Below are 26,334 nucleotides of genomic sequence, written 5' to 3' on the forward strand. Positions count from 1 at the left end.
ACCGGCTTATAGGGGTTTATTTCTTGTCGATCGCTTTTTTCAATGCGTTCAATGCTGTATCCAGAACGGAACGTGGACAACCAATATTCAGTCGCATATAACCTTCTCCGCCAGGGCCGAACATACTTCCATCATTCAACAATAAGCCGGCTTTCTCCTGAAATAGTTTAACCAGTTCTTCCTGGCTTAACTTCAAATCGCGGCAATCCAGCCAGACCAGGAAGGAGGCTTGTGGAGGATATACTTTGATCTTCGGCAGTTTTGTTTTGAAGAATTCGTCTACGAAACGGACATTCTCCATTATATACATTCGCATTTGTTGTAACCATTCGGCTCCGTATGTATAAGCCGCTTCAGTTGCCGTATAAGCAAAGATCGTACCGTCACCCAGTTCTCCGGCTTCCAGGAATTCGTAAAATTCTTTTCTTATCCTTTCGTTAGGAACGATAGAGTAGGAAGTTACGATGCCCGCAATATTAAATGTCTTGCTTGGCGCCATGAAAGTAATACTGCAATTGGCGGCAGCTTCCGAAACGGTGGCAAACGGATGATGGGTGAATTGCGGGTAAGCCATTTCTGCATGTATCTCATCTGAAACGACCAGGATATTATGCTTTGCACAGATTTCAGCGAGTTTGATCAGTGTATCTTTTTTCCATACAATTCCGCCCGGGTTATGAGGATTACAAAGGATCAGGACTTTACATTGCTCGTCAATCACGGATTCGAGTTGGTCGAAGTCCATTTCATAAATACCATCAACCAATTTCAACGGATTATTTACCACTTCACGTTTCATGCTTTCCGGCACGATACGGAAGGGATGATATACAGGAGGTTGTATGATAACTTTATCTCCCGGCTTGGTGAAACACTGGATTACGAAGCCAATTCCTTTCACAATACCCGGAATATAGCTAAGCCATTCCCGTTTGATCTTCCACTTTTGTTTGTAGTCTACCCATTCGATAATACTTTGATAGTAAGAGTCTGAACCGAAAGTATAACCGAATATTTCGTGCTCACAGCGTTTTTTTATCGCATTGACAATAAAGTCAGGTGTACGGAAATCCATATCGGCAACCCATAGAGGAGTAAGATTCTCATTGCCGTACCGCTCTTTGATCGCATCATATTTGACGCAATTGGTTCCGCGGCGTTCAATTACTTCGTCAAAGTTGTATTGTTTCATTTTATCTTAGTTCAGTCAGTTTTTCTTAGTTTGTCGATTGATCGGGGTCAAAGATACAAATTATTTTATCTGATTCTTTTTATTTTGATATTTCTGATATTTTTCGCTACTTCGCACTAGTTATGGAATTACCAGAGGAACAACATATCTTAAAGGAGATCGCAAAAGGGGATATAAAAGCTTTCGAACAGCTTTTTTTCTGTTACCAACCTAGGTTGGTATATTTCCTTGTCGGCCTGACGCACGACAAGGAAGTCAGTCGCGATATAGCCCAGGATTTGTTTCTTACGTTGTGGAAAGACCGGGTAAAGCTGAAAGACGTTCGTTCTTTTTCTTCCTATCTATTTCAAATGGCACGTTTTACCGTCTACGATTATTTCGACCGTCTTGCCGTCTCGGAAAAGTATACGAATGAGTTTTTGTTGGAAGCTTCCGTCTCCCAATCGGAAGAAGAAGCGCTGTTTGCGCGTGAGTTGCAAAGTATTATCAGCCGTACGGTCGAACAGATGTCTCCCCAGCGGAAATTGATTTACCAAATGAGCCGTGAACAAGGTCTGTCTAATGATGAGATTGCCACCCGCCTGAATATCAGTAAACGAACTGTAGAAAACCATCTGACGGCAGCATTAGCCATTCTTCGGAAGGTACTTTATCTTTTCTTCCTCGTTTGTATAGAATAAAAGTCTTTATATCCGATAAAAGTTTCACTATGGAGAAACAACTGTTTCACTTAAAAGAAACAAGTGTTTCACTTAGGTGGAACAAATGTTTCAACTAAAGGAAATGATTGAAACTTTCAGAAAAAAAATATTTTGATTGTGTGTATCCGTCCGGTTAACCTACATCCTTATAAAGACGGATATTTTATGGAAGAAAACAACAATACAAAACAATTGATGCGACTGTACTTCGGAAAACACTTTTCCCGGTATGGACGTATCTTGTTTGGACGTTGGTTGAAGGCGGACGATGGAAAAATAGAAAAGGAGGAAATGCTACAGGATTTATGGGAGAAGTCGCAGCCGGAAGTGACCGCTTCGACTCATAGCGACTGGGAAATCCTGCAAAGGCATCTTTCCGTCGCTCCTGTCCGGGAACGTTCGGTGCCATTGTATCGTCAATGGTTAAAGTATGCTGCCGTTATTGCTTTACTGATTATGACCGCCGGAATAACCTATTGGACAACCGATAATTTTAAACCGGCCCGTCATGTGGAAATGGCACAGATATTTGTCCCTTACGGAGAAAGTGAGCAGGTGGTATTGCCTGACGGTTCGAAGGTGTGGGTGGATGCCGGTACGCTGTTGGTTTATCCGAAAGATTTTACCGATACCGATACACGAACGGTTTACCTGACCGGGCAAGCTTCATTTTCTGTCCGGAAAAATCCGAAGCAACCGTTTATTGTAAAGACGACTTACCTCGATGTCCAAGCCTTGGGTACCGTATTTACTGTGGATGCTTATCCGAGCGATTCATGTTCCATGGCTACATTGGAAGAGGGAAGTGTGCTGGTGTCCGTAAGGGATGAGAACATTCAACCAACCATATTAAAGCCGGATCAGCAATTAGTCTATTCACATTCGGAACATACAGTAATGGTTCATTCTATCGATGCTTCCTTATATAATATGGAAAGAAACGGTTATCTGATATTTGAAAATACATCATTCAATCGTTTAATGGCTTCTTTGGAACGTAAGTTCAATGTAACGATCCATTATAATTCCCAGAAGTTTGCTGAGGAATATTATAATGTGAAATTCTCACCGGATGAAAAGCTGGAAGATGTGCTGAATATTTTGCAACAATTGGTTGGTATACATTATAAAATAAAAGGGAATGTGGTATTTATAAACTAAAATATAGGAGAGAACAGGTATGAACAAAAGAAAACCGGAAAGACAGAAAGTGCGAAAATCCCTCTTTCCGGAATTCGAAATCGATCATTGAACATCTTTGTATTGACGAGTAAATCGTCAGATTTTATTAATATTCAATTTTCAAACATACAAATATATGAAATTAACTAATCTAATACCTATAAATAACGGAAAAAGTATATCCAAGCTGTTATTTATAACAGCTTTGTCTATCAATAGTTTATATTCTTATGCGCAACACCAACAGGTGAGCTTGACTGGGAGTAATGTAACGTTGAAGACTGCTTTTAAACAGATTGAGCAGCAGACTAAACTGTTTGTCGACTATAATACCCAGGAAGTTAATGACTCACGTGTCCTGACAAAGTTACCCAAAAACAGTAATGTGAAAGAGGTTATGGAGCAATTACTGGAAGGTTCCGGTTGTTCGATAACATTTAGTAACGGGCATATTATTATTAACAAGCAAGACCGGGTTGCTTCAACAACGAAGAATGTATCGGGTATTGTAAAAGATGAAAGAGGTGAGCCTGTTATCGGAGCGAACGTAGTAGTAAAAGGAACGACGAACGGAACGGTTACAGATATGAACGGACGGTATAGTCTGAGTGTTCCTGAAGGTAGTACGTTACAGATATCTTACATCGGTTACAACACCCAGGAAGTGAAGGTCGGAAGCGGAAATGTAGTAAATGTTTCACTTCGCGAAGATTCCGAAGCATTGGATGAGGTCGTTGTTATCGGTTACGGTACGGTGAAGAAAAGCGACTTGACAGGTGCTGTCGGTTCCGTACAGATGAAAGATGTAAGCCAGGTGGGTATAACCAGTGCCGACCGTGCATTGCAGGGGCAAATAGCCGGTGTACAGGTAAATGCCAGAACCGGTCAGCCGGGTGAATCGATGATGATCCGTGTCCGTGGTAGCAATTCCCTGGCTGGTGGTAACGAACCGCTTTATGTAATAGACGGTATGCCGGTAGAAAAGATGAATTCGGATATCAACCCGGAAGATATCTTGTCGATGGAGGTATTGAAAGATGCATCTTCTACAGCTATCTACGGTTCGCGTGGTGCGAACGGTGTCGTTATGATTACGACTAAAAGAGGTCGCACGGGTGATACAGTCCTGGAATATAATGGTTATGTAGGTATTTCTTCACTAAGAAAGAAGCTGGACTTATTGGGAAAAGACGATTATATAGCTATGGTAAATGAGGTTTCCCAAAATGACGGAAACGGTATTGCTATCACACCGGAACAGGCGGCTTCACTACCGAATAACGATTGGCAGGATTTAGCCTATCAGACTGCTTTGACACACAGTCACCAGGTTTCTGTTTCGGGAGGTACGGATAAGACGAAGTTGTATTCCTCTCTGAACTATATGAACCAGGAAGGTATTATCAAAGGTTCTAATTATAACCGTTTTGCTTTGCGTATCAATGGAGATCAGAAGTTAGCAAGAAACTTGTCATTGAATGCCAGCATCGCTTATTCATATGGAACCCAGAACACGGCTAACAGTAATGCAGACGGTTGGGGCGCAATTGCTTATACGGCAATGGTTATGTCTCCTATACAGGAAATAAAGGATGCCGATGGAAAGTATACAAATTTCTCGGGAACTCCCTGGGGAGGAACGAATCCTGTCGGTATGGCAGAATTGTATAAAGATAAAACTGTCAATTCCCGTTTATTAGCGAACTTGTCTCTTATCTACGATATTATTGATGGGTTAACTTTCCGTGTGAATGCCGGAGCAGAAGTAAATGCAGCAAGTAAGGATCGTTATATTCCGATCGGTTTATCAGCTGGTGGAAAGCTGGATGGAGACGCCTCCAAAGAAAAAGCAAATTATTATACTATCATCAATGAGAACATCTTGACTTACGACAAGAAATTCAATAAAAATCATGCATTGAATCTGATGGGTGGTGTTACTTTTCAAACATACCAGTGGAACCAGCTGAAAGGTAGTGGAACAGGCTTTTTAAGAGATGTTTATGAAACCAATAATTTGGGAGTGGCATCGACTCCGGGAATTCCGGCTTCAGGATTTAGTGATTATCGGATGGTATCTTTTCTGGGACGTGCTAATTATAATCTGATGGAAAGATATTTACTTACTGTTACAGCTCGTTATGATGGTTCATCCAAATTTAGTAAGAATCATAAGTTTGCTTTTTTCCCTTCAGCAGCGTTGGCATGGCGTGTTTCGGAAGAAGATTTCATGAAAGATATCGACTGGATGAGTAATCTGAAACTACGTGGTAGTGTCGGCCAGACAGGTAACCAATCGATTGATCCCTATCAGACATTTGCTCAATTAGGAACCTCCAGCCCTATTTTCGGAGGTGGTAAAGATATTGGTTTTGGTTTATCTTCTATGGCAAATGACGATTTGAAATGGGAAACAACTACGCAGACGGATATAGGTGTGGATATGGGTTTCTTTGGTAACCGCTTGAGCGTAAGTTTTGATTATTATTGGAAACAAACGCGAGATCTGTTGTATAAAGCGACTCTTCCTCCTTCTTCTGGATATTCTTCTATGTTGAGAAATTTAGGACGTATCGATAATAAGGGATTTGAAATCTCTATCAATACAATCAATATGAAAGGGAAAGTGAACTGGACGACTAACTTAAATATAACATCCAATAAGTCGGTAGTAAAAGATTTGGGTTCGGATGTGTATGGCAATAAGATTCAGCGCATAGATGCTCCTATCGGTGGTGGAAACTGGTTCCCGCTGTTTGTCGGTAAAGCTCCGTTCCAGTTGTATGGTTATGAGATCGAGGGGATTTATCAAACGGATGAGGAAGCCCGTCAGAATGGAGAGGCAACAAAGAAGGCTGGTGATTACCGTTATAAAGACACAGATGGAAAAGCCGGTATAACAACAGGTGATAAGACAATTATCGCAAATACGCAACCAAAGTTTACGTTCGGTTTGACAAATGTTATTAATTGGAATAATTTTGAATTGTCATTCCTGGTGATCGGAAGTGTAGGTGGCGATATTGTAAATGAGTTTAATAAAAGTATCACCAATATCGGCGGAACATGGAATGTCCGTAAAGATGTTTGGCAAAATCATTGGACACCTGAAAATCCAAATGCCAAGTATGCACGCGCATCTGCTGCCACTAAAGATTATCTGGCCTTCGGAGACCCGAGCTCTGTTTGGGTGGAAAACGGATCGTATCTGCGTTTCAAAGATATCAAACTGGCTTATGCATTGCCATCGCAGTGGTTTGCAGGATCACGTAAACCCAATATCTCGGTTTATCTGAGCGGACAGAACTTGATCACGATTACAAGCTATTCTCATTATGATCCGGAAGCATCCTGGACTTCTTCAGCCGTGAACGGATGGGATAGAGGGGTTTATCCGTCTGCAAAATCATTTACTTTGGGTTTACAGGTTAAATTTTAATACGTATAAAAAGAATGAAAACACTGATTAAGAATATATTACTGGCAGTACCGGTTATATTATCTGCTTCTTGTACCGATTGGCTGGAAGAAGATCCGAAAACGTTTATTTCTCCTTCTTCCTTCTATCAAACGGTGGAAGATTTTGACGGAGCTTTGAAAGGGTTGTATCCTCAGGGACAAAACCTGAATCTAACAGAGGTTTTTGCCGACTATAATGATAAGCCGGAAGCCGCAGAACAGGTCGGTGATATTTGGGCCAATAATCCGGGATATGGTTTTTATGCCTTTAGAAATGCCTGGTCTGGGCCATACAGTACGATTAAGAATGCTAATATGATTTTGGAATCGATAGAAGATAAGGATTTTACTGCCGAAACCAAGAATCGTATCATCGGGGAGGCAAAATGCTTGCGTGCCTGGTCTTACTTTACGCTGGTTCAGTTCTTTGGCGATGTACCTTTGCGGGATAAGGTTGTGACCAGTGATGCTGATGTGGCGATAGATCGTACGCCGCAGGCAGAAATCTACAAGTTTATATTTGATGATATTCTGGATGCGGAACAAAAACTTCCGGAAGAAGCACAGGAAATGGGACGTGTAAATAAATTGGTTGTGAAAGCTATTATGGCTCGTATCTATCTGACTTCTGCCGGCTTTCCGATGAATCAGAAGGAAAATTATGCAAAAGCCAAAGAGAAAGCGCTCGAAGTGATCAACAGTGGTCAATATTCTTTGATGCCTACGTTCGATAAAGTCTTTAAGACGGAACGTTATACGGCGGAAACTATTTGGGCTCAATTGTTCTCAGCTCCCGATAGTTATAGTGGTATGCATAATGAATCTTCACCGATCGGTAGCCAGACTGCCTTGTATTTGCCGACAGATGCTTTTATCGCCAGCTTCGATAAAGGTGATATGCGTAAAGAATGGGGAATCAAGCCTGAATATGTAAATGCGAAAGGGAATAAAGTCATCGCACGTACATATTATAATAAGTATATCAATGAAGAATATCTGGAACAGGAATTACCCGCATCAAATACCAATATCCTGACCTGGCAGACTCAATTGATCCGCTTGGCTGAAATGTATCTGATTGCTGCGGAGGCTGAAAATGAGATAAACGGGCCGGCCGGTGCCTATCAATATATCAATGCTGTCCGTAAACGTGCCCGTGTCGATCAGAGTGACCCGACAAATGTGCCTGATCTGAGTGGGCTTTCTCAGGATCAGTTCCGGGAAGCAGTGCTGCTGGAACGCCAGCATGAATTGTATGAAGAAGGTTTTGCCTGGTACGATCTGAAACGTACCCAGACATTCGACAAGGTACAGAAAGCACGTGGTAGCAGATTGAATGTCCCTATTGGTGCTTACAACAATACCTGGTTGATCCCTGATACCGAAATTCTGAATAATAACATTTCTCAGAATCTGGATTACAGATAATTAATGTAGAATACATGAAGGGCCGGTCTGAAATATTTTCTGGATTGGCCCTTCTTATATCCATATATAAGAAATGAAAAAGCGATTTGTTTACTTTTTATTTATATGTGTTGCAAGCCTGGTCGCTTGTAGCAATCCGGTTGATCCTGCTGCATTAAACCTGGATACGGCAAACATTAACCGGTTGATCTCTTTTCGTGGAGAATTGAATAATGGTGTGAAACAACTTTATCCGGAAGAACCTTATAAGGCATTTTGGGCAGAGAATTGGAACAGTCCGGATCAGTCGGTCTCCTGGAAAGTTAATACGAATGGAGAAGACTATTTGGCGGAAATGATAGTCTGTGCAAATAATCTGGAGGAAGGTGAAGAGACAGAACTGATCCTTTCCAATGGAACGGATAGCATCTGTTGTCCTATAAATAGTATCGGATGGCAGCGTTGCCGGTTCCCTCGTCCGTTGCATTTTGATAAAGGAACATCTGTTTTATCCCTAAAGATCAACAAGCCGGGTAAAAAGGATGATTTCAATGTATATCTATATGCGTTGGAAGTAACCAGGCCGGATGCTTATGACCGGTTGCAGGCTGAAGCAGCATCACTCCGCAGCAATACATCCTGGATGGCGGATTTGCCTTACGGCTTTTTCTTCCACTGGAATTCAAAAAGTATGCCGCAGTCAGGAGAACCGTTAGCCTACGAAGATGCAGTCAACAATTTTGATGTAGACCGTTTTGCCCGAACTGTTTATGAATGTGGCGGCAAATTGATATTTTTTACTACTTCATGGGCAGAATATTATTTCCCGGCTCCGATACAGGCGATCGATTCTATTTTACCGGGGCGTACTACAAAAAGAGATTTAGTGGCAGATTTATCCGAAGCATTGGGAAAATACGGTATTCCTCTGATACTCTATTACCATGTCGGTCATGGCGATAAAGAATGGTGGGAGAAGCAGCATTATACACGTGATAATGCCGGCGACCTGTTTACAAATGTGGAAAAAATAGTAGGAGAGATCAGTATGAGGTATGGAAATCGCCTGGCCGGTTTATGGATGGATGACGGTATAGGCTATTATCCTAACGGGGCCTCGTTTGAAAGGATTGCTAAAGCAGCCAAAAGCGGAAATAAGGATCTGGCTATCTGTTTCAACTCCTGGATATTGCCGAAGTTGACAGATTTCCAGGATTATTATGCCGGGGAATTAGGCTTGTCTTTAGCTAGTGCAGGTGTTGATGATCCTTGTCTGCCGTTGAATAGTGACGGATTGTTCCACGGAGGAGCTCAGGATGGTTTACAGGCTACTTTCTCGGGCACTCTGGAGCCGGGGGACTGGACACATATTTATAAAGACTCCATTATCGGCGATCCTGTTCTTTCTATCGATGAATTGACGCAGGTCGTAAAAGAATCCAATAAACGGAAGAACCTTCCGATGATTAATGTGCGGATCTATCAGGATGGAACAATCTCTCCGAAATCGTATGCCTTATTGAAGGAATTGAACAAACGTATCAGCGAAGAGTAAAGGCTGGAAATTATCGGATATGAAGCAAACAGGTGCTCATAAATAAGAATTCAATGAATTGAGGGTTGGTTATCTGTTAAAATGCAAGATGACTACCCTCTTTTCTTGATAAATGAAACAAAAAGCAACATTTTTCTTTTAAATCCTTTGCTCGTATAAATTATTATTCTACATTTGCAGCGTCAAACAAAATAAAGACGATAAGAAAAGATGATGAACAATGTATTACATATTATTCTCGTGGTGGTCCTTCTAGTCATTAGTAGGTAAGGAGAAAGGTGTGTAAGAAGTTGTGAAGTCGTAAATGATATTTCTTAAGCCTTTCTCCATATAGAGAAGGGCTTTTTTATTGACTAAAAGATAAAAACAAATATGATGAAGAATCCGTTAAGAAGTTCATATAGCACAGAGGGCAGACGCATGGCCGGAGCCCGTGCATTGTGGCGTGCCAACGGCATGAAAGAAGAGCAGTTCGGTAAACCAATTATAGCCATTGTGAATTCATTTACCCAGTTTGTGCCGGGACATGTGCATCTGCACGAGATCGGTCAGCAGGTAAAGGCGGAGATTGAAAAGCTCGGTTGCTTTGCCGCCGAATTCAATACGATTGCCATCGACGACGGTATTGCTATGGGACACGACGGAATGCTTTATTCCCTTCCTTCACGCGACATTATTGCAGACAGCGTGGAATATATGGTAAATGCCCATAAAGCAGATGCTATGGTTTGTATCAGTAACTGCGACAAGATCACTCCGGGTATGCTGATGGCAACGATGCGTTTGAATATCCCGACTGTATTTGTATCGGGAGGCCCGATGGAAGCCGGAAACCTGGATGGCCGTGCACTCGACCTGATCGATGCCATGATCGAAGCTGCCGATGACTCGATAAGCGACGAACAAGTAGAAAAGGTGGAACGTTCAGCCTGTCCGACCTGCGGTTGCTGCTCTGGTATGTTTACCGCCAATTCGATGAACTGTCTGAATGAAGCCATCGGTCTGGCCCTTCCCGGAAACGGAACTGTTGTTGCAACACACGCCAACCGTGCCCGCCTGTTCAAGAAAGCGGCTAAAATGATTGTCGATAATGCTTATAAATATTATCGTGATGGCGACGACTCGGTTCTGCCGCGCAGCATCGTTACCCGTCAGGCATTCCTGAATGCCATGTCGCTCGATATTGCGATGGGAGGGTCTACCAATACGGTTCTTCACCTGCTGGCAGTCGCCCATGAAGCAGAAGCTGATTTCACCATGAAGGATATCGATATGCTTTCACGTAAAACCCCGGTTATCTGTAAGGTTGCACCCAGCTGTTCATACCATGTGGAAGATGTGAACCGTGCAGGCGGTATCATCGGTATTATGAGCGAGCTGGTAAAAGCCGGCCTGGTAGATGGTTCGGTAAAACGCGTGGACGGTATGACATTGTCAGAAGCTATCGATCGATACAGCGTTACTTCCGTAAATGTAACGGATGAAGCAATAAATATCTATAAGAGTGCTCCGGCGCACCGTTTCAACCTGGTGCTCGGTTCACAGGAAAGCTATTATAAGGAACTCGATACGGATCGTGCAAACGGTTGTATCCGTGATGTAGAACACGCCTATGTAAAAGATGGCGGTCTGGCCGTCCTTTACGGAAACATCGCCCAGGACGGTTGTGTGGTAAAGACTGCCGGAGTAGATGAAAGCATCTTCCGCTTTGCCGGCCCTGCCAAGGTATTCGACTCGCAGGATGCCGCATGCGAAGGTATCCTTCAAAACAAAGTCGTCTCCGGCGATGTCGTCGTTATCACCTATGAAGGTCCCAAGGGTGGCCCGGGTATGCAGGAAATGTTGTATCCGACCTCTTATATAAAGAGCAAACACCTGGGAAAAGAATGTGCGCTGATCACAGACGGACGCTTCAGCGGTGGAACATCCGGATTGTCAATCGGACATATCTCTCCTGAAGCAGCAGCAGGCGGAGCGATTGGCCTGGTGAAAGACGGCGATATAATCGAAATCAATATCCCCGAACGAACTATAAATGTAAAGGTAAGCGACGCCGGACTGGCAGAACGCCGTCAGGCAGAAGAAGCCCGCGGAACAAAAGCCTTTACACCCCCTTTCCGCCAGCGTACGGTATCGAAAGCCCTGAAAGCATATGCCAAGATGGTTGCTTCGGCCGATAAAGGCGGTGTACGAATAGTAGAAGATTAATAAAACACCAAACACTATAATTTAGAGATGGATAAACAAAAGATAACCGGTTCGGAAGCTTTGCTGAAAGCGCTGATCGCTGAAGGAGTAGATACTATCTTCGGTTATCCGGGCGGGCAAGCGATCCCTATTTACGATAGTTTGTATGACTACAAAGATCAATTGAAACACGTTCTGGTACGCCACGAACAAGGTGCGACACATGCGGCTCAGGGATACGCCCGCGTCTCCGGTAAAGTAGGGGTAACGCTCGTCACTTCCGGCCCCGGCGCAACCAATACCATCACCGGTATTGCCGATGCATTGATGGACAGTACGCCGATGGTAGTAATAGCCGGACAGGTTCCGTCTCCGCTGCTGGGAACCGATGCTTTCCAGGAAGTTGATGTGATCGGCATTGCACAGCCTATCACGAAATGGGCTTACCAGATCCGTAAACCCGAAGAAATAGCTTGGGCCGTTTCCCGTGCTTTCTATATCGCCTCTACCGGCCGTCCGGGCCCTGTTGTACTGGACTTGGCGAAAGACGCACAGGTAGGCCTGGTCGATTATGAATATCAGAAAGTAGATTATATCCGCAGTTACCAACCGGAACCGGATATCAGGGAAGAACGTATAGAAGCCGCCGCCGCTTTGATCAACAGCGCAAAGAAACCCTTCTGCCTGGTAGGCCAGGGCGTTATCCTGGGCGGGGCTGAAGAAGAATTGAAAGCCTTCTTGCTGAAGAACGATATACCCGCAGGCTCTACCGTCTTAGGTCTGTCCGCATTACCATCCGACTTCCCGTTGCATAAAGGTATGCTGGGAATGCATGGAAATGTAGGCCCTAACCGCAAGACAAACGAATGCGATGTGCTGATCGCCATCGGTATGCGTTTCGACGACCGTGTGACCGGTGATCTGAAGACTTACGCCAAGCAAGCGAAGATCATCCACCTCGATATAGACAATTCGGAAATAGGAAAGAACGTTCCGGTAGACGTAAAAGTCCTCGGTAACGCCAAACACACCATTCCTATGATCACCGCCCTGCTGGAAGAACGCAAGCGTCCGGAATGGAATGCCGAGTTCGAACCGGATGCGAAGGAAGAGCACGACAAGGTGATCGAAAAAGAACTTTATCCGACCAGCGGCCAGCTGAAGATGGGTGAGGTAGTCCGTAAAGTCTCCGAAGCAACCAACGACGACGCTGTTCTGGTGACCGATGTAGGCCAGAACCAGATGATGGGTGTCCGTTACTTTAAATACAAACAAACCCGCAGCGTGGTTACTTCCGGTGGATTGGGAACGATGGGCTTCGGCCTTCCCGCCGCTATCGGTGCCAAACTGGGAGCTCCCGACCGCACCGTTTGTTTCTTTACCGGCGACGGTGGTATCCAGATGACCATCCAAGAACTGGGAACCATCATGCAGGAAAACCTGAACGTAAAGATCATCGTGCTCAACAACAACTTCCTCGGCATGGTACGCCAGTGGCAGGAACTGTTCTTCCACGAACGTTATTCGAATACGATCATGAAGAACCCCGACTTTGTAGCCATTGCCAAGGCATTCGGCATCGCATCCCGCGCAGTCGACAACCGCGAAGAACTGGACGATGCAATAGCGGAAATGCTGAACCACGACGGAGCTTACCTGCTGGTAGCCAACGTTGAAACCTGTGGTATGGTATATCCGATGGTTCCGGCCGGAGGAAGCGTTACGAACATGATTTTAGGTGATAAGTAAGGAGGACAAGCTATGACAACAAAGAAATTATATACCGTTATTATCTTTTCAGAGAACACAGTAGGTCTTCTGAACCAGATTACGATTATCTTTACGCGCCGGCAGCTGAACATCGAGACGCTTTCCGTTTCCCCCTCTGCTATAAAGGGAATACATAAGTTCACGATCACTACTTTTGCCGAAGAAGATATGATCGACAAGGTGGTAAAACAGATCGACAAACGTGTGGATATTCTGAAAGCCTATTACAATACGGATGAAGACCTGGTGTATCAGGAAATCGCCCTCTACAAACTGAGTACCGAGCTTTTCATCAAGATGAGAACGGTAGAGGACTTGATCCGCAAGTACAACGCCCGTATCCTCGAAGTGAACGAAACCTGTGTCGTGCTCGAAAAGAGCGGTCACTACGACGAGACACAAGCCCTGTTCAAAGAATTGAGCGAAACGATCGGTGTACTGCAATTCATCCGTTCCGGCCGTGTCGCCATTACGAAGAGTAAAGTGGAACGTCTGAGCGACATGCTTTCCTCTATGGAAAAGAAGTTGCAGGACAAACATTAATAATTAACGTAAGGTATAAAAAGAAGATTATGGAGAAGAACAAAGTAGGAGAATTTCATTTCGTCACCGAGTCCTATCTGATGGACTTCCGGGGCCGCATCACCATCCCGATGATCGGAACCTATTTGCTGCACGCAGCTTCCTGTCATGCCGCCGACCGTGGGTTCGGTTATAACGACATGACCGAAAGGCATACAGCCTGGGTACTTTCCCGTCTGGCAATCGAAATGACATCCTATCCTGCTATGTCGGAATCCGTAACCTTATACACCTGGGTAGACGAAGTCGGCAAGCTATTCACCAGCCGTTGTTTCGAACTGGTGAACGGTGAAGGCAAAACCTTCGGCTTCGCCCGTTCCATCTGGGCAGCCATCGATATGGAAACACGCCGTCCGACCCTGCTTGATGTGGAAGGGCTGAGTGCTTACGTCACCGACCGTCCCTGTCCGATCGAGAAACCCGGCAAGATCGCCCCGGTAGAAAACAACGTCTCCGGCGAACCCTACCGTGTGAAGTACAGCGACCTCGACGTAAACGGCCATCTCAACAGCATCAAATACATGGAACACCTGCTCGACCTGTTCGACATCAGCCTGTTTCGTGAAAAAGAGATAAGCCGTTTCGAAATAGCTTACCAATCCGAAGGAAAGTACGGTATGGAGCTAACCCTTCATAACCAGGAAGTTTCCCCCGGAAAGTATAACATGTCCATCTGTCACGAAGGCAAAGCCATCAGCCGCGCCGCCGTCACCTGGACATAACCGTAGGGGCGGGGTCTGCCCGCCCATCACATAGAAATAAATTATTTTATATACATTCATTTTAATAGTAAAAAGAAAATGGCAGTAATGAATTTTGGCGGCGTTGACGAAAACGTAGTAACCCGCGAAGAATTTCCGTTGGAAAAGGCAAGAGAAGTATTGAAAGACGAAACTATCGCCGTTATAGGTTATGGCGTACAGGGCCCGGGCCAGAGCCTGAACCTGCGCGACAACGGTTTTAACGTAATTGTAGGACAACGTAAAGGTGGTAAGACTTGGGAAAAAGCCGTTGCAGACGGTTGGGTACCGGGCGAAACACTGTTCGATATTGAAGAAGCATGCGAAAAAGCAACAATTATCCAGTACCTGCTTTCAGACGCAGCACAGATTGAAGTATGGCCCCGCATCAAAAAATACCTGACTCCGGGTAAGGCATTGTATTTCTCACACGGCTTCGGTATCACATACAAAGAACGTACAAACATCATCCCGCCTGCTGATGTAGACGTAATCCTGGTAGCTCCGAAAGGCTCGGGTACTTCACTGCGTCGCATGTTCCTGCAGGGCCGTGGTCTGAACTCAAGCTACGCTATCTTCCAGGATGCAACAGGCCGTGCATGGGATCGTGTAGTTGCATTGGGTATCGGTGTAGGTTCTGGTTACCTGTTTGAAACAACATTCAAGAAAGAAGTATATTCCGACCTTACAGGCGAACGTGGTACTTTGATGGGTGCCATCCAGGGATTGTTGCTGGCTCAGTACGAAACATTGCGTGAAAACGGTCATGAACCTTCAGAAGCATTCAATGAAACAGTAGAAGAACTGACACAGTCGTTGATGCCGCTGTTCGCTGAAAACGGTATGGACTGGATGTACGCTAACTGTTCAACCACTGCACAGCGCGGTGCTCTGGACTGGATGGGCCCGTTCCACGATGCAACGAAACCGGTATTCCAGAAGCTGTATAGCGAAGTTGCCTGCGGTAACGAAGCACAGCGTTCTATCGACACTAACAGCAAGCCTGACTACCGTGAAGGTCTGGAAAAAGAACTGAAAGCCCTTCGTGAAAGCGAAATGTGGCGTGCAGGTGCCGTTGTTCGCAAACTGCGTCCGGAAAACAACTAATACATATTCCTACATATAATACAGAAGAAGGCATGTCGTGACAGCATGCCTTTTTTGCGTTTTAACAATTGGCCAAAACGACTACTTGCGTTATGATTTATAGGATGTTAGATTGAATATGGTGTGACTAAATAAAACGGTCGTTTTTTCTAGTCACGCTCTGCCCATGTATAACAAGCCTGCTCCAACATTGCATAAAACAGCCCTAAATAGTAGGTTTATTGCATCTTACTGCCATTTCACGTATGATTATCTTGCTCTTTTCAAGAATAATCATACCTTTGCAAAAATGACTAGAAAAAACGACCGTTTTAGATCGCCACTTAGTATTTTAACAATTCATTAGTATTCATTTTAAACTATAAATCTATGGCAAAGAATGTAAAACCCGGCAAGCTCCGTGGCAACACTTATCCGAACAAGCTAACTAAAGATGAGAACGACAGCACGCTCAACATCATCGGCGGTATGAGCTACGGATTGAGTGACTTGGCCCAGTTGCTTGTGAAAAGTGGTATAACCCTGTTGCGTGAAGATCAGCTTGTTGATGGTTTCCGCCTGATGGCTGAAAAAGGCATTGAAATGGGGCTTATGGGCAATAACATCAATTTTGAATATTTCACTCTCCGCTTCGGTGTCAAGGGAGTATTCGATACGCCTAACGAACCTTTTACGCGCTCCAAGCATGAGGTGACGGCTTATATGAGCGTAGGAACCGACGTGCAGAAAGCCATGAAAGAAACTCTGGTTGAAAACATGGGGCCCGCACAGAATTTCGCACAGATGGAAACATTCATCAACACGGTCAACGGTGAAGTGAACAAGACTGTTACTTCCGGACAGGTGCTCGACGTTCGTGGCGTGAACCTCTCCATCAAAGGCGACGACCCTTCCGTAGGTATCTACCTGCAAAAAGAGGGCGACACCGATGAGAAACGCATCAAAGTAACCCTTCTCTTAACAAACGAACCCAAGCATCTGATGTTTATGGTGCCTACCGGACTAACTAACGGCTCCATATACCGTATGGTGCATATTTCACAGGCAGGTTCGGGCACGGCAACTGCTCGGATGTTAAAGACACCCCGTATTAATTTTAGCAACATCACTCTTAAGGCTACCGACGGCACGCCTGAATCGGGGGAAGGGGAGGATGACCGTCCGGTCATCGAGTAATAAAAGAATGGGGTATCATCTAACCGTTTGAATGAGGTACTATTCCTTCCCGTGAATACCTCCCCATTCAAACAGAAGGGATGGTACCCCCTTTAAACGGCTAGATGATACCCCATTCAAACGGGTGGATGGCATACTATTTATTGTTATGAAACATAAGTGTATATATTTTTTATTGGGGATGCTGGAAAGTCTTTTGCCTAGTAATGTGTTCGCCGAACCATTCCTGGAAGAAGAAGAGTATAGGGTTTTATGCATCCAGTCGTCAGGAAATCCTAAGATTGAGAAAAAAAGAAGGTTGTTGGTGGAGGAGGCTTTTGATAAGGCTGATATACCGATCAGCTTGAATTATCTTTTTCTCCGGACGCACGATGTACAGGTGGAGAATATCAGGAAGTTGCTGGAAGAAAACCTCGACACTTATCAGGAAACTCCGCCCGATGTCATACTGGCATTTAACGATGATGCCCTCAGGTACTTGATCCAGTCCGGACATCCTATTGCACGCCAGACTCCGATTGTCTTCAGTAATGTCATATTGCCTGCCGATACGCTTGATAAATACCCGCTGATCACCGGGCAATTGGAAACGATCGATTACCGGCAGGCTTACGAACTGGGAAAACAACTGTTCGGCGAAGTGGAAGAAGTGCAGGTCGCCTACGGATTCCAGCGGGAAGAGTATCTGCTGATCGATACCGCCCGAAAGCAGTTGGCCGACATCCCGGAATGTGCCTTTGTACGTAATTTTTACCAATATGGCCCGGCGGGAGCACGGATAGACACGATCCGGGATCCAGATACGATTGGCCGGCCGCTGACTGTGGCTTTCGACCTTCCGACGGTTTGGGAGTACGACCAGTTTTACCGGTATTACAAAAACAATACCCCTATTCGCCATTTTGGTATCAAGGCACGCGGAGAATATATCTATGTTGATTTTCTGGATTATCAGTTGCACCCGTTCATAGGGGTTACCAATGCCTATTTCTCGGACGAAGGTTTTGCCGATCTCGTGCCGCATGGGGTGATAGGCGGGTATTTTAACCGGGTGGAACCTCAGACAGAAAAGGCGGTGGAAACGGCTCTCCGTATCTTGGAAGGTGAACCCGCTGAATCGATCCCGATCGACACCGGGGTGCGTACCCCGGTCTTTGACTGGAAGTTGATGCAGCACTGGGGTATTTCAAAATCTCAATTGCCCGATGGCAGTATGGTGGTAAACAGACCGTTTATGGAAAAATATAAGAAGATGTTTATCGCAGGTGGAATTTTCGGGATCGTTTTGATAACCTTATTCATAATTTATCTGATACGAATTACAAGAAATGCCAACTTCGGACGTACCTCTTCGCAAAAGAAGCTGGACGAAGAGCAGGAACGGATGCAGAGGATGATCAATACCATCAGCGATTTTATCATCTCGATGGATTGCCGGGGAATGATCGTCTCGATCAATCCGGCGGCCCGGCGGCTTTTGGGAGTGGAGCAGGAAAACGAGGAGCTGAATGAGATACACTTTTGTTCGCTCGTGAAGCTTTCTCCCCGCTATAAACATGATGCTTTCTGGTTGCAGAAACTCGTTAACAGGTCGGTGGAAACGCACGAAAGGGAGTGCCTGCCGGAAGGTAGCCTGCTTGAACTGTATGATGGCAGGAGCTTGCAAGTTACGGGCAGCGTCCGGGCTTTGTATGTGAACGGAGAGCATGTCGGGACGCTTCTGGCCTTCCGCGATTGCACGGACAAGCTGCGAAAAGAGCAATTCCTTGAGTTTTGTATGGCGGCAGGCGATGTGTACACGTGGCAGGTGGATATGAAAAAGCAACAGGTTATATTCCATGAGTCGTTTTTCGTAACCAACGGGATCGACCGGGATGTGCCGGTCCTCAGCAAGGAGGAGTTTTTGGATATGTTGCACCCCGATGACAGCGAGCTGAAGAACGGAGGGTTGGAGAGATTATTGCGAACCCCGGATATCAACAAATCGAAGGTTCAGTTGAGGATGAAGCTTCCCGCCGGTTATGTCTGGTTTGAATTCCGCATCACTTCCATGCCCGGTGGTGTCAATAACCCGGAAGATATTCGCCTGTTCGGGATCTGCCTTAGCATACAGAAGCAGAAAGAGACGGAAGCAGATATGCAGAATATACTGAAACGGGCGGAAGAAAGCAACCGGATCAAATCGGAGTTTTTGGCTAATATGAGTCATGAGATCCGTACGCCGCTGAATGCGATTGTCGGCTTCTCTTCTATTATCAATGAGGTGGAAGAGGAGGAGAGAAGCCAGTTCCTTGAGCTGATCAGCAAGAATTGTGATATGCTGTTACAGACCATCAATGATATTTTGGATATATCCAGGGTCGAAAGCGGATATCCATTCCAGTATAAGGTATGTTACTTGAAAAGGTTCCTTTCTGAACTATGGTCTGAGGAGTTGCCCCGGTTTGAACAGACGAATGTCAATTTTTTCCTCAAGATGCCCGAAGAAGAATGCATTATGGAGACCGATCTTTTCCGCCTGAAACAGTTGCTGGTGCAACTGATCAAGAATGCCTGTAATTTTACGTCTGAAGGGTCGGTCACGCTGGGTTACCGGTATAAGGAAAGCGACAGCTCTGTTACGATTTATGTTCGTGATACCGGTATCGGCATTGCGCAGGAAGACCGGGAGGTCGCGTTCGAACGCTTTTATAAATTGGATAAGTTTACATCGGGCGGAGGACTGGGGTTGTCGCTTTGCAAAGAGATTACCCAACGCTTTAACGGTACGATACGGATAACCGACGGGCTTCATGGGAAAGGTACTTGCGTGCTTGTCGAACTTCCGGTTCATCAGGTGCAACAATAAAATAGAATAGTTATGAAACGGACTGCATATTATTGTATTTGCTTATTGGCATTTTTTTCGGTATTGGCGATAGGGTGCAAGTTGCATGTTGATAAAGAAGAAGGATTCGACGTGTGGGTGCTTCACTCCTATAAAGAGCGTTCTCCTTGGATGGAGGATATGAACCAGGGAATCATCGATGGCTTCAAGGATAACAATGTAAAGGTGAATTTGCATGTTGATTATCTGAATTCTCGTTATACGAAAGGACAGTGTGTGGATTCGGCTGTGAGTTATATGAACAGGATGAAGAAACCTGATTTGATTTTGACTGTAAACGATTTGGCTACTGCCGCCGTCTTGAACTCTAATCATTCTTTTGCGGAAGAAACAAATGGGGCGCCTATCGTTTTCTGCGGTGTAGACTATCCGGATTCGCTGCCGTTGTCTAAGCCAGGGTTTTCACATGTGGCCGGATTTACTACCCGTTTGAATATCAGTGATGTGTATAGGCTAGGTACTATGTTGACAAGGAAAAACTTGTATGTGCCTTTCTTTGGCACTGATTTGGAATCAATAGCTTTGAAGGAAATAAAGAACCAGGCACAAAAAATAAGCCATACGGTTATAGCGGTTAATGTAGATACGATATCAAGTGACTGGAGTTATCATGATGTGTATTATAGGGTTATTGATGATCATTTTCAGACTTTGGGTATTTTGCCAGTGTGGACTTCGTTTGTCGGCATGTTTGTTAAAGATTCGTTTACCCCTTTTGTCGCGGTAAGCAATGAAGGATTCGGACAGGGCATATTAGGAGGATATTTTACCTCTTCTTACGATTTAGCTTATGACGGAGCGGAGCTTGCCGCGAAAATATTAACACGGAAGAAGATAGGCAACAGGATACAAGAAAGTCAAAAGAAATTGTGGATAGACTGGGAGGTTTATGATAGGTTTAATTATGCGTTTGAAGGTTCGCTGAACAATATGGAGTTTATCAATGTCCCTTTCCATATAAAATATAATTGGCAACTGAAAATAATAGGCATTATCGGGGTCGTGCTATTTACAATCTTGTTTGTCTTTGCTATTTATAAAATAAGATTGTCCAAGAACCGGCGCATAGAGAATGAGCGCAAGCTGGTTCAACAACGCGACAACCTGCAGGTTATAACGGATTCGATTAACGAAGGGGTCATCACTGTCGATGAGCATGGGCTGATAGCTTCAGCTAATCTTCGGGCTAAAATGTTGTTGCGTGTGGAAAGTAATATCCTGGATACTCCTTTTTCCGATTGGGTGACAATTTCCGATCCTGCGCTTGGAGAAAAGGCGGGTGGGATATTCTACGATCAGTTGAAGGCGAAAAAGTCGGTTCGCTTTTCTCCGATGGCGCGTATAGAGTCAAAGAAAAATGGCTATTACTTTTTGGTAAACGGGGAGCTTGCCCCGCTGATCATTAATGGAGAGGTAAAAGGGGCTATCTGTGTTTTTTCTGACCGTACGGATGAGTTTACAACCGGTGAGTATTTGTCGCTGACAACGGATATCGGGCAATTGTTCTTCTGGTGGTTCGATTTCCATAAGAAGTGCTTTTTGGTGGATCCTGCCTTTTTTACGAATTGGGGGATAGAGGATGACGGGACACATACGCTGTCGGTAGAAACTGTTTTGAGTTTTCTGAACCCTGAGGATATTGAAGAGTGGAAATCTTTTTATGAGAAGAAGCGTTTCAGCAATAATGTGCGTGTTACTCGTGAGGTACGCATGAACCTGAATGGGATAAGCGAGCAGTATTGGGAAGTTCGTATGTCTTATCACCAGAATGAAGAGGACACATTGCCGCAGTTGTACGGTCTTTGTATTAATATCCAGGATTATAAAAACAAGCAGGCTTTATTGCAGGAGGCTCGCGATAATGTATATCGGTCGGAACAGCTTAAGTCTGCTTTCCTGTCGAATATGAGCCATGAGATCCGTACGCCGCTGAATGGCATTATTGGTTTTGCCAAGTTGATAGCCGGCAATGATGAGTATGATGCTGAAGATTACGAATTGTTTATTAATACCATACAGTCGAATTGCGATTTATTGCTCGCTTTGCTCAGGGATATACTTGATTTGGCATGTATAGATTCTGATAATATGGTATATACTGATGTGGGGTGTAACTTGAACAGCCTTATCAAACAAGTAATGACTACCCAACAAGTTATTTTGCAAAAACCCCTGCGGCTGATTTGCCAATTACCGGAAGAGTCGGTTTGCCTGGTCGTTGATACGCTAAGGTTGAACCAGGTGATCACTAACCTGATCAACAATGCTGTTAAATTTACAAATGAGGGAAGCATAACTGTCGGTTATACTTCTGATGACAAGAATGTCTATATAACAGTTGCTGATACTGGGATAGGAATTTCTCCTGAAGATCAGGCGTTAATATTTGAGCGCTTCTATAAAAAGCATGATGAGATCCAAGGGGCAGGTATAGGACTTAATCTGTGTAAGAATATAGTAGAGCATTATAATGGGGTTTTATCCGTGTCCTCAGAAGTTGGGAAAGGTTCTATATTTTCTGTCATATTGCCTTTGAGAAATATGCAAAGTACTTGCTGACGGAATAAAATGGTATCGTTTTGTACCCGGCACGGGATCACATACAAAAAGGCCATATCACCCGATAACCGATGATATGGTCTCTTTTTTATGCTTTGTATAACCATAGTCTTTGTAGAACTCATGCCCTTCATGGCTTTAACCTGAGTTCGATTGCCGTCTGCTTCAACCGACGGTCAAGATATTGGGGTATTATTGGCTTTAGCCACATTTCTTATTGCAGTCTATTATGTTAAAATTCTTATTTGGTAACGTTAATGCTGTATTTTTAAGCACAATTTAAATAATATTACTATATTTGTCCCCGTGAAATACGTGAGTTCTACAAAAACTATGGTATTAATGTTAAACTGCCGGGCTAATTTATGTATACCAGGTATTTCAGTTTCAGTATGGAAGGTGCACAGTGTCAATGAGTTTCACTAGTACTCTTGAGCTCCCCACTTAAGCCTTCCGAAGTGGTTAAAAGTGTCTAATTGTTTAATTCTAATTTTAGCTTATGTTGACAAACTCGAAACTGGTTAAAGCATTAGTTCTTGCAACTGTATTTGGTACAGCCGGGACTATCAATGCATCAGTGATCCCCACCTCAGCAGGTGCTATGATCGCACAGCAGAATGGAAAAGTTACAGGAGTCGTAACAGACGATATGGGTCCTGTAGCTGGTGCTTCTATCTCTATCAAGGGTACTTCTTACGGTACTATTTCGGATATGGATGGTAAATTTACATTGGATGGTCTAAAGAAAGGTTCTGTACTTGTTGTTTCATTTGTCGGTCTGACAACCCAGGAGATTGTCTGGAACGGACAAAGCACTCTGAATGTAAAGTTGGCCAGTGATACGCAAGATTTGGATGAGGTAGTGGTAGTAGCTTACGGTACAACCAAAAAGTCCTCATTTACCGGATCGGCTTCAGTGGTAAAATCCGATCAGCTGGAAAAGATTTCTGCCACTAGCTTCACAGAAGCATTGCAGGGTATGAGTGCCGGTGTAAATGTTTCTAACAACGAAGGTAACCCGGGCGGTGAAACCCGTATCCAGATCCGTGGTATCAGTTCGATGTCAGGTAAGACAACCCCGTTGTATGTGGTGGATGGTATGCCTTATGACGGTAGTATAAACTCTATTTCACCTTCCGATATCGAGTCGATGACGGTTTTGAAGGATGCGGCAGCTTCTTCACTGTACGGATCGCGTGCAGCAAACGGAGTTGTGGTGATTACGACCAAGAAAGGTAAAGCGGGTAAACCGGTTATAAACTTCCGTGGTGCCTGGGGTACTTCCGATAACGCCGTAGCAAATCCTAAAAAGGCAGACCCCTACCAACAGCTAACTAACTTATGGCGTGGTATCTATAATGACAAACATTATGTAGAAGGGCTGGACTCAAAGACTGCGGGCGATTATGCTTCAGCCAACCTGCTCTCGCGTGCCGTCAATCCGCGTGTCAATTCAAAAGGGGAAACAGTATATGTCACTCCGTTTAAATGGACGGGTGATGCTTCCAATTATGTAATGCATGATGGTGCCGGTAATTGTTGGACAAACCCGGATCTGGAAATGGTGTGGGACGAGAGCGATTATGATTGGTATGGTGCCTTGTTCTCACGCAAACTGCGTCAGGATTACGGTATTGATGTCAGTGGTGCTACACAGGATGGCAAAACCAACTACTTCACCTCTTTATCTTATTTGAATGATAAAGGTTATGCTAATAACCAGTACTATAAACGTTATTCATTTCGTGCCAGCGTCACAACTGAACTGACCAAGTGGCTGAATATGGGTGGAAGCCTGGCTTATAGCTATTCACGCCAGAATATCTCCGGTGCGACCCGTGCCACAGTATATACTAATACGCTGAACTCACCGTGGTTGCGTAACGAAGATAACACAGCCTGGTATACTTCCCAAAAGACCGGAAAGCGTATCTATGATTTTGGTGAGAATTCAGCGAACTTCTTCGGTATCCACAGTTTGGCCAACTCCGGTGACTATTGGGATAACCCTAACGATGACGACTTCAATAATAAAGAAGGCGGTATGTTGACAGCCCATTATTTCGCAGGTGTGAATCTTCCCTTCGATATAAAATTCAAGACGAATGTCAACCTGGATGATATTACGGAAACGTATTACCAGTATGGTTCGGCTGTTCACGGACAGGGACAACAACAACCTTATGGCGTTACCGTGCTGACAAATGGTGGTTGGGCTCAACGTGAAAACTATAAAACTCAGTCCGTTACATGGAATAACCTGTTGACGTGGAATAAGTCGTTTGGCGAACATAACCTGGATTTGATGTTAGGACATGAGTTTTACCACTACAACCGGCAATATGATAAGAGCTACGGTGAAGGTATCATGCAGATGGGACAGTTTGAAATGGCTTCTACAACAACCAACTGGGAAGTAGATTCTTATCGTAACCGTTATTCTTTGCTGTCGTTCTTCGGTAAGGCCGATTATAATTTCCAGAACAAGTATTATTTGTCGGGCTCTTTCCGTCGTGACGGTTCCTCTCGTTTCAGCAAAGAGAGCCGTTGGGGTAACTTCTTCTCTTTTGGTGCTTCCTGGAGAATTTCTAAGGAAGAATTTATGGAAGGTACAAGCAGTTGGCTGGATAACTTGTCTCTCCGTGGTAGTTATGGTACATCGGGTAACGATAAGCTGTATCCGCGTAATGCAGGTAACGGACAGGCCGGAGATGAAATTCTGTATGCTTATCAGGCTTATTATAAGAAAGAGAATCTGTTTGGATCAGCCGGCTACAAACCGATGACACTGGCTACTCCCAACCTGAAGTGGGAACGTAACGAACAGTATAACATCGCAGTCGATTTCTCCTTCCTGAACCGTTTGAGCGGAACAATCGAATATTATTCACGTAGTTCTAAAGATTTGCTTTATTACCGGGATCTACCGTTGTCAGCCCAGGTGGGAGATGCAGCCGGTTACAATACCAACTTAGGTAATGTCCGTAACAGTGGTTTTGAAATATCTTTAAGCGCTGCGGCCATCAAGAATAAAGAGTTCCAATGGAATATCGACCTGAACTTCTCTACTTTGGATAATGAAGTGACTTATCTGCCGGGTGGTGCTTATACTTATGCCAACCGTGGTGCTACTTATAAGTTGGAAGAAGGACATTCACTGTATGAATTCTACATGCCGAAGCATGCCGGTGTGAATCCGGAAAACGGTAACCGCCTGTATCTGATCAAAGATGGCAACGGTGGATGGAAGACAACAGAAAATTATTCTGATGTAACCATGAATGATTACCAGTGGTGCGGATCGGCTATACCGACTGCTTTCGGATCGATTACTAATACATTCAATTACAAAGGATTTGACTTCTCATTCATGTTCTATGCTTCATTCGGATCTACTATGTACGATTATACATGGTTGGAACGTACGGCTGGTTTGGACGGTGTAGGTATGATCCAGGATCTGGTGGAAGGAAAACGTTGGGAAAAACCGGGTGATCAGGCCGAGTTCTCCCGTCTGTCCTCTGCAAATGCCAGTCTGAATGTGAAACGTACGGATTTCTTCTTGTTCAACAATGACTTCCTGCGTTTGAGAAATGTAACATTAGGTTATACTATTCCGAAAATGTTGACTCAGAAACTGGGTATTTCGAATGCCCGCGTTTACCTGACTGGCGATAACCTGTGTACATTCGGACCGGCAGCTAAACGTCATAGTGAACCGGAAACCGGTGTGTTGGGTAATAACTACAATGGTAATACGGAAACCGATAATGGTGTTCAGGGATCGAGAAGAGTTTATATGGCAGGTATTCAGGTAACATTTTAATTAA

General features: G+C 44.4%; 15 protein-coding genes. 14 read left to right on the forward strand and 1 reads right to left on the reverse strand.

Going from position 1 to position 26,334, the window contains the following annotated elements:
- Positions 1-16: 16 nt before the first annotated feature.
- The gene (locus HMPREF1536_RS14885; RefSeq protein ID WP_028728712.1) at positions 17-1,192 is read right to left on the reverse strand and encodes a MalY/PatB family protein; all 1,176 of its coding nucleotides are present in this window, start codon (positions 1,190-1,192) and stop codon (positions 17-19) included.
- Positions 1,193-1,314: 122 nt separating this feature from the next.
- Here HMPREF1536_RS14885 and HMPREF1536_RS14890 point away from each other — a divergent pair, with 122 nt between their 5' ends.
- The 14 genes from HMPREF1536_RS14890 (at position 1,315) to HMPREF1536_RS14955 (ending at position 26,330) form a co-directional block, all read left to right on the forward strand.
- On the forward strand, positions 1,315-1,872 hold the full coding sequence (locus HMPREF1536_RS14890) for an RNA polymerase sigma-70 factor (protein ID WP_028728711.1): 558 nt from the start codon (positions 1,315-1,317) through the stop codon (positions 1,870-1,872).
- 186 nt (positions 1,873-2,058) lie between these two features.
- Positions 2,059-3,054, forward strand: a complete 996-nt coding sequence (locus tag HMPREF1536_RS14895) for a FecR family protein (protein WP_028728710.1) — start codon at positions 2,059-2,061, stop codon at positions 3,052-3,054.
- A gap of 157 nt (positions 3,055-3,211) precedes the next feature.
- Positions 3,212-6,514, forward strand: coding sequence for a SusC/RagA family TonB-linked outer membrane protein (locus tag HMPREF1536_RS14900; protein ID WP_044192804.1), 3,303 nt, complete (start codon positions 3,212-3,214; stop codon positions 6,512-6,514).
- Between the two features lie 14 nt (positions 6,515-6,528).
- Complete coding sequence (locus tag HMPREF1536_RS14905; RefSeq protein ID WP_044192802.1) at positions 6,529-7,962, forward strand: RagB/SusD family nutrient uptake outer membrane protein; 1,434 nt, start codon at positions 6,529-6,531, stop codon at positions 7,960-7,962.
- Between the two features lie 73 nt (positions 7,963-8,035).
- On the forward strand, positions 8,036-9,496 hold the full coding sequence (locus tag HMPREF1536_RS14910; protein WP_028728707.1) for an alpha-amylase family protein: 1,461 nt from the start codon (positions 8,036-8,038) through the stop codon (positions 9,494-9,496).
- Positions 9,497-9,871: 375 nt separating this feature from the next.
- Positions 9,872-11,704, forward strand: a complete 1,833-nt coding sequence (gene ilvD / locus HMPREF1536_RS14915) for a dihydroxy-acid dehydratase (RefSeq protein ID WP_028728706.1) — start codon at positions 9,872-9,874, stop codon at positions 11,702-11,704.
- Positions 11,705-11,731: 27 nt separating this feature from the next.
- The gene (ilvB, locus tag HMPREF1536_RS14920) at positions 11,732-13,432 is read left to right on the forward strand and encodes a biosynthetic-type acetolactate synthase large subunit (RefSeq protein WP_028728705.1); all 1,701 of its coding nucleotides are present in this window, start codon (positions 11,732-11,734) and stop codon (positions 13,430-13,432) included.
- A gap of 12 nt (positions 13,433-13,444) precedes the next feature.
- Positions 13,445-13,996 (forward strand): acetolactate synthase small subunit, encoded by a 552-nt coding sequence (ilvN, locus tag HMPREF1536_RS14925; RefSeq protein WP_028728704.1) that lies wholly within the window; start codon positions 13,445-13,447, stop codon positions 13,994-13,996.
- 29 nt (positions 13,997-14,025) lie between these two features.
- Positions 14,026-14,757: an acyl-[acyl-carrier-protein] thioesterase gene (locus tag HMPREF1536_RS14930; RefSeq protein ID WP_044192800.1), complete on the forward strand. Its 732-nt coding sequence runs from the start codon at positions 14,026-14,028 to the stop codon at positions 14,755-14,757.
- Positions 14,758-14,835: 78 nt separating this feature from the next.
- The gene (gene ilvC, locus HMPREF1536_RS14935; protein ID WP_028728702.1) at positions 14,836-15,882 is read left to right on the forward strand and encodes a ketol-acid reductoisomerase; all 1,047 of its coding nucleotides are present in this window, start codon (positions 14,836-14,838) and stop codon (positions 15,880-15,882) included.
- Positions 15,883-16,251: 369 nt separating this feature from the next.
- The gene (locus HMPREF1536_RS14940; RefSeq protein WP_028728701.1) at positions 16,252-17,058 is read left to right on the forward strand and encodes a DUF4469 domain-containing protein; all 807 of its coding nucleotides are present in this window, start codon (positions 16,252-16,254) and stop codon (positions 17,056-17,058) included.
- A gap of 148 nt (positions 17,059-17,206) precedes the next feature.
- Positions 17,207-19,906 carry a sensor histidine kinase gene (locus HMPREF1536_RS14945; RefSeq protein WP_081693366.1) on the forward strand — a complete coding sequence of 900 codons (2,700 nt, stop codon included), beginning with the start codon at positions 17,207-17,209 and terminating at the stop codon, positions 19,904-19,906.
- Between the two features lie 12 nt (positions 19,907-19,918).
- Positions 19,919-22,504 carry a sensor histidine kinase gene (locus tag HMPREF1536_RS14950; RefSeq protein WP_028728699.1) on the forward strand — a complete coding sequence of 862 codons (2,586 nt, stop codon included), beginning with the start codon at positions 19,919-19,921 and terminating at the stop codon, positions 22,502-22,504.
- Between the two features lie 499 nt (positions 22,505-23,003).
- A complete protein-coding gene (locus HMPREF1536_RS14955; RefSeq protein WP_028726088.1) occupies positions 23,004-26,330 on the forward strand; it encodes a SusC/RagA family TonB-linked outer membrane protein in 3,327 nt (1,108 codons plus the stop codon).
- Positions 26,331-26,334 lie beyond the last annotated feature (4 nt).

The organism is Parabacteroides gordonii MS-1 = DSM 23371, assembly GCF_000969825.1.
Lineage (GTDB): Bacteria > Bacteroidota > Bacteroidia > Bacteroidales > Tannerellaceae > Parabacteroides > Parabacteroides gordonii.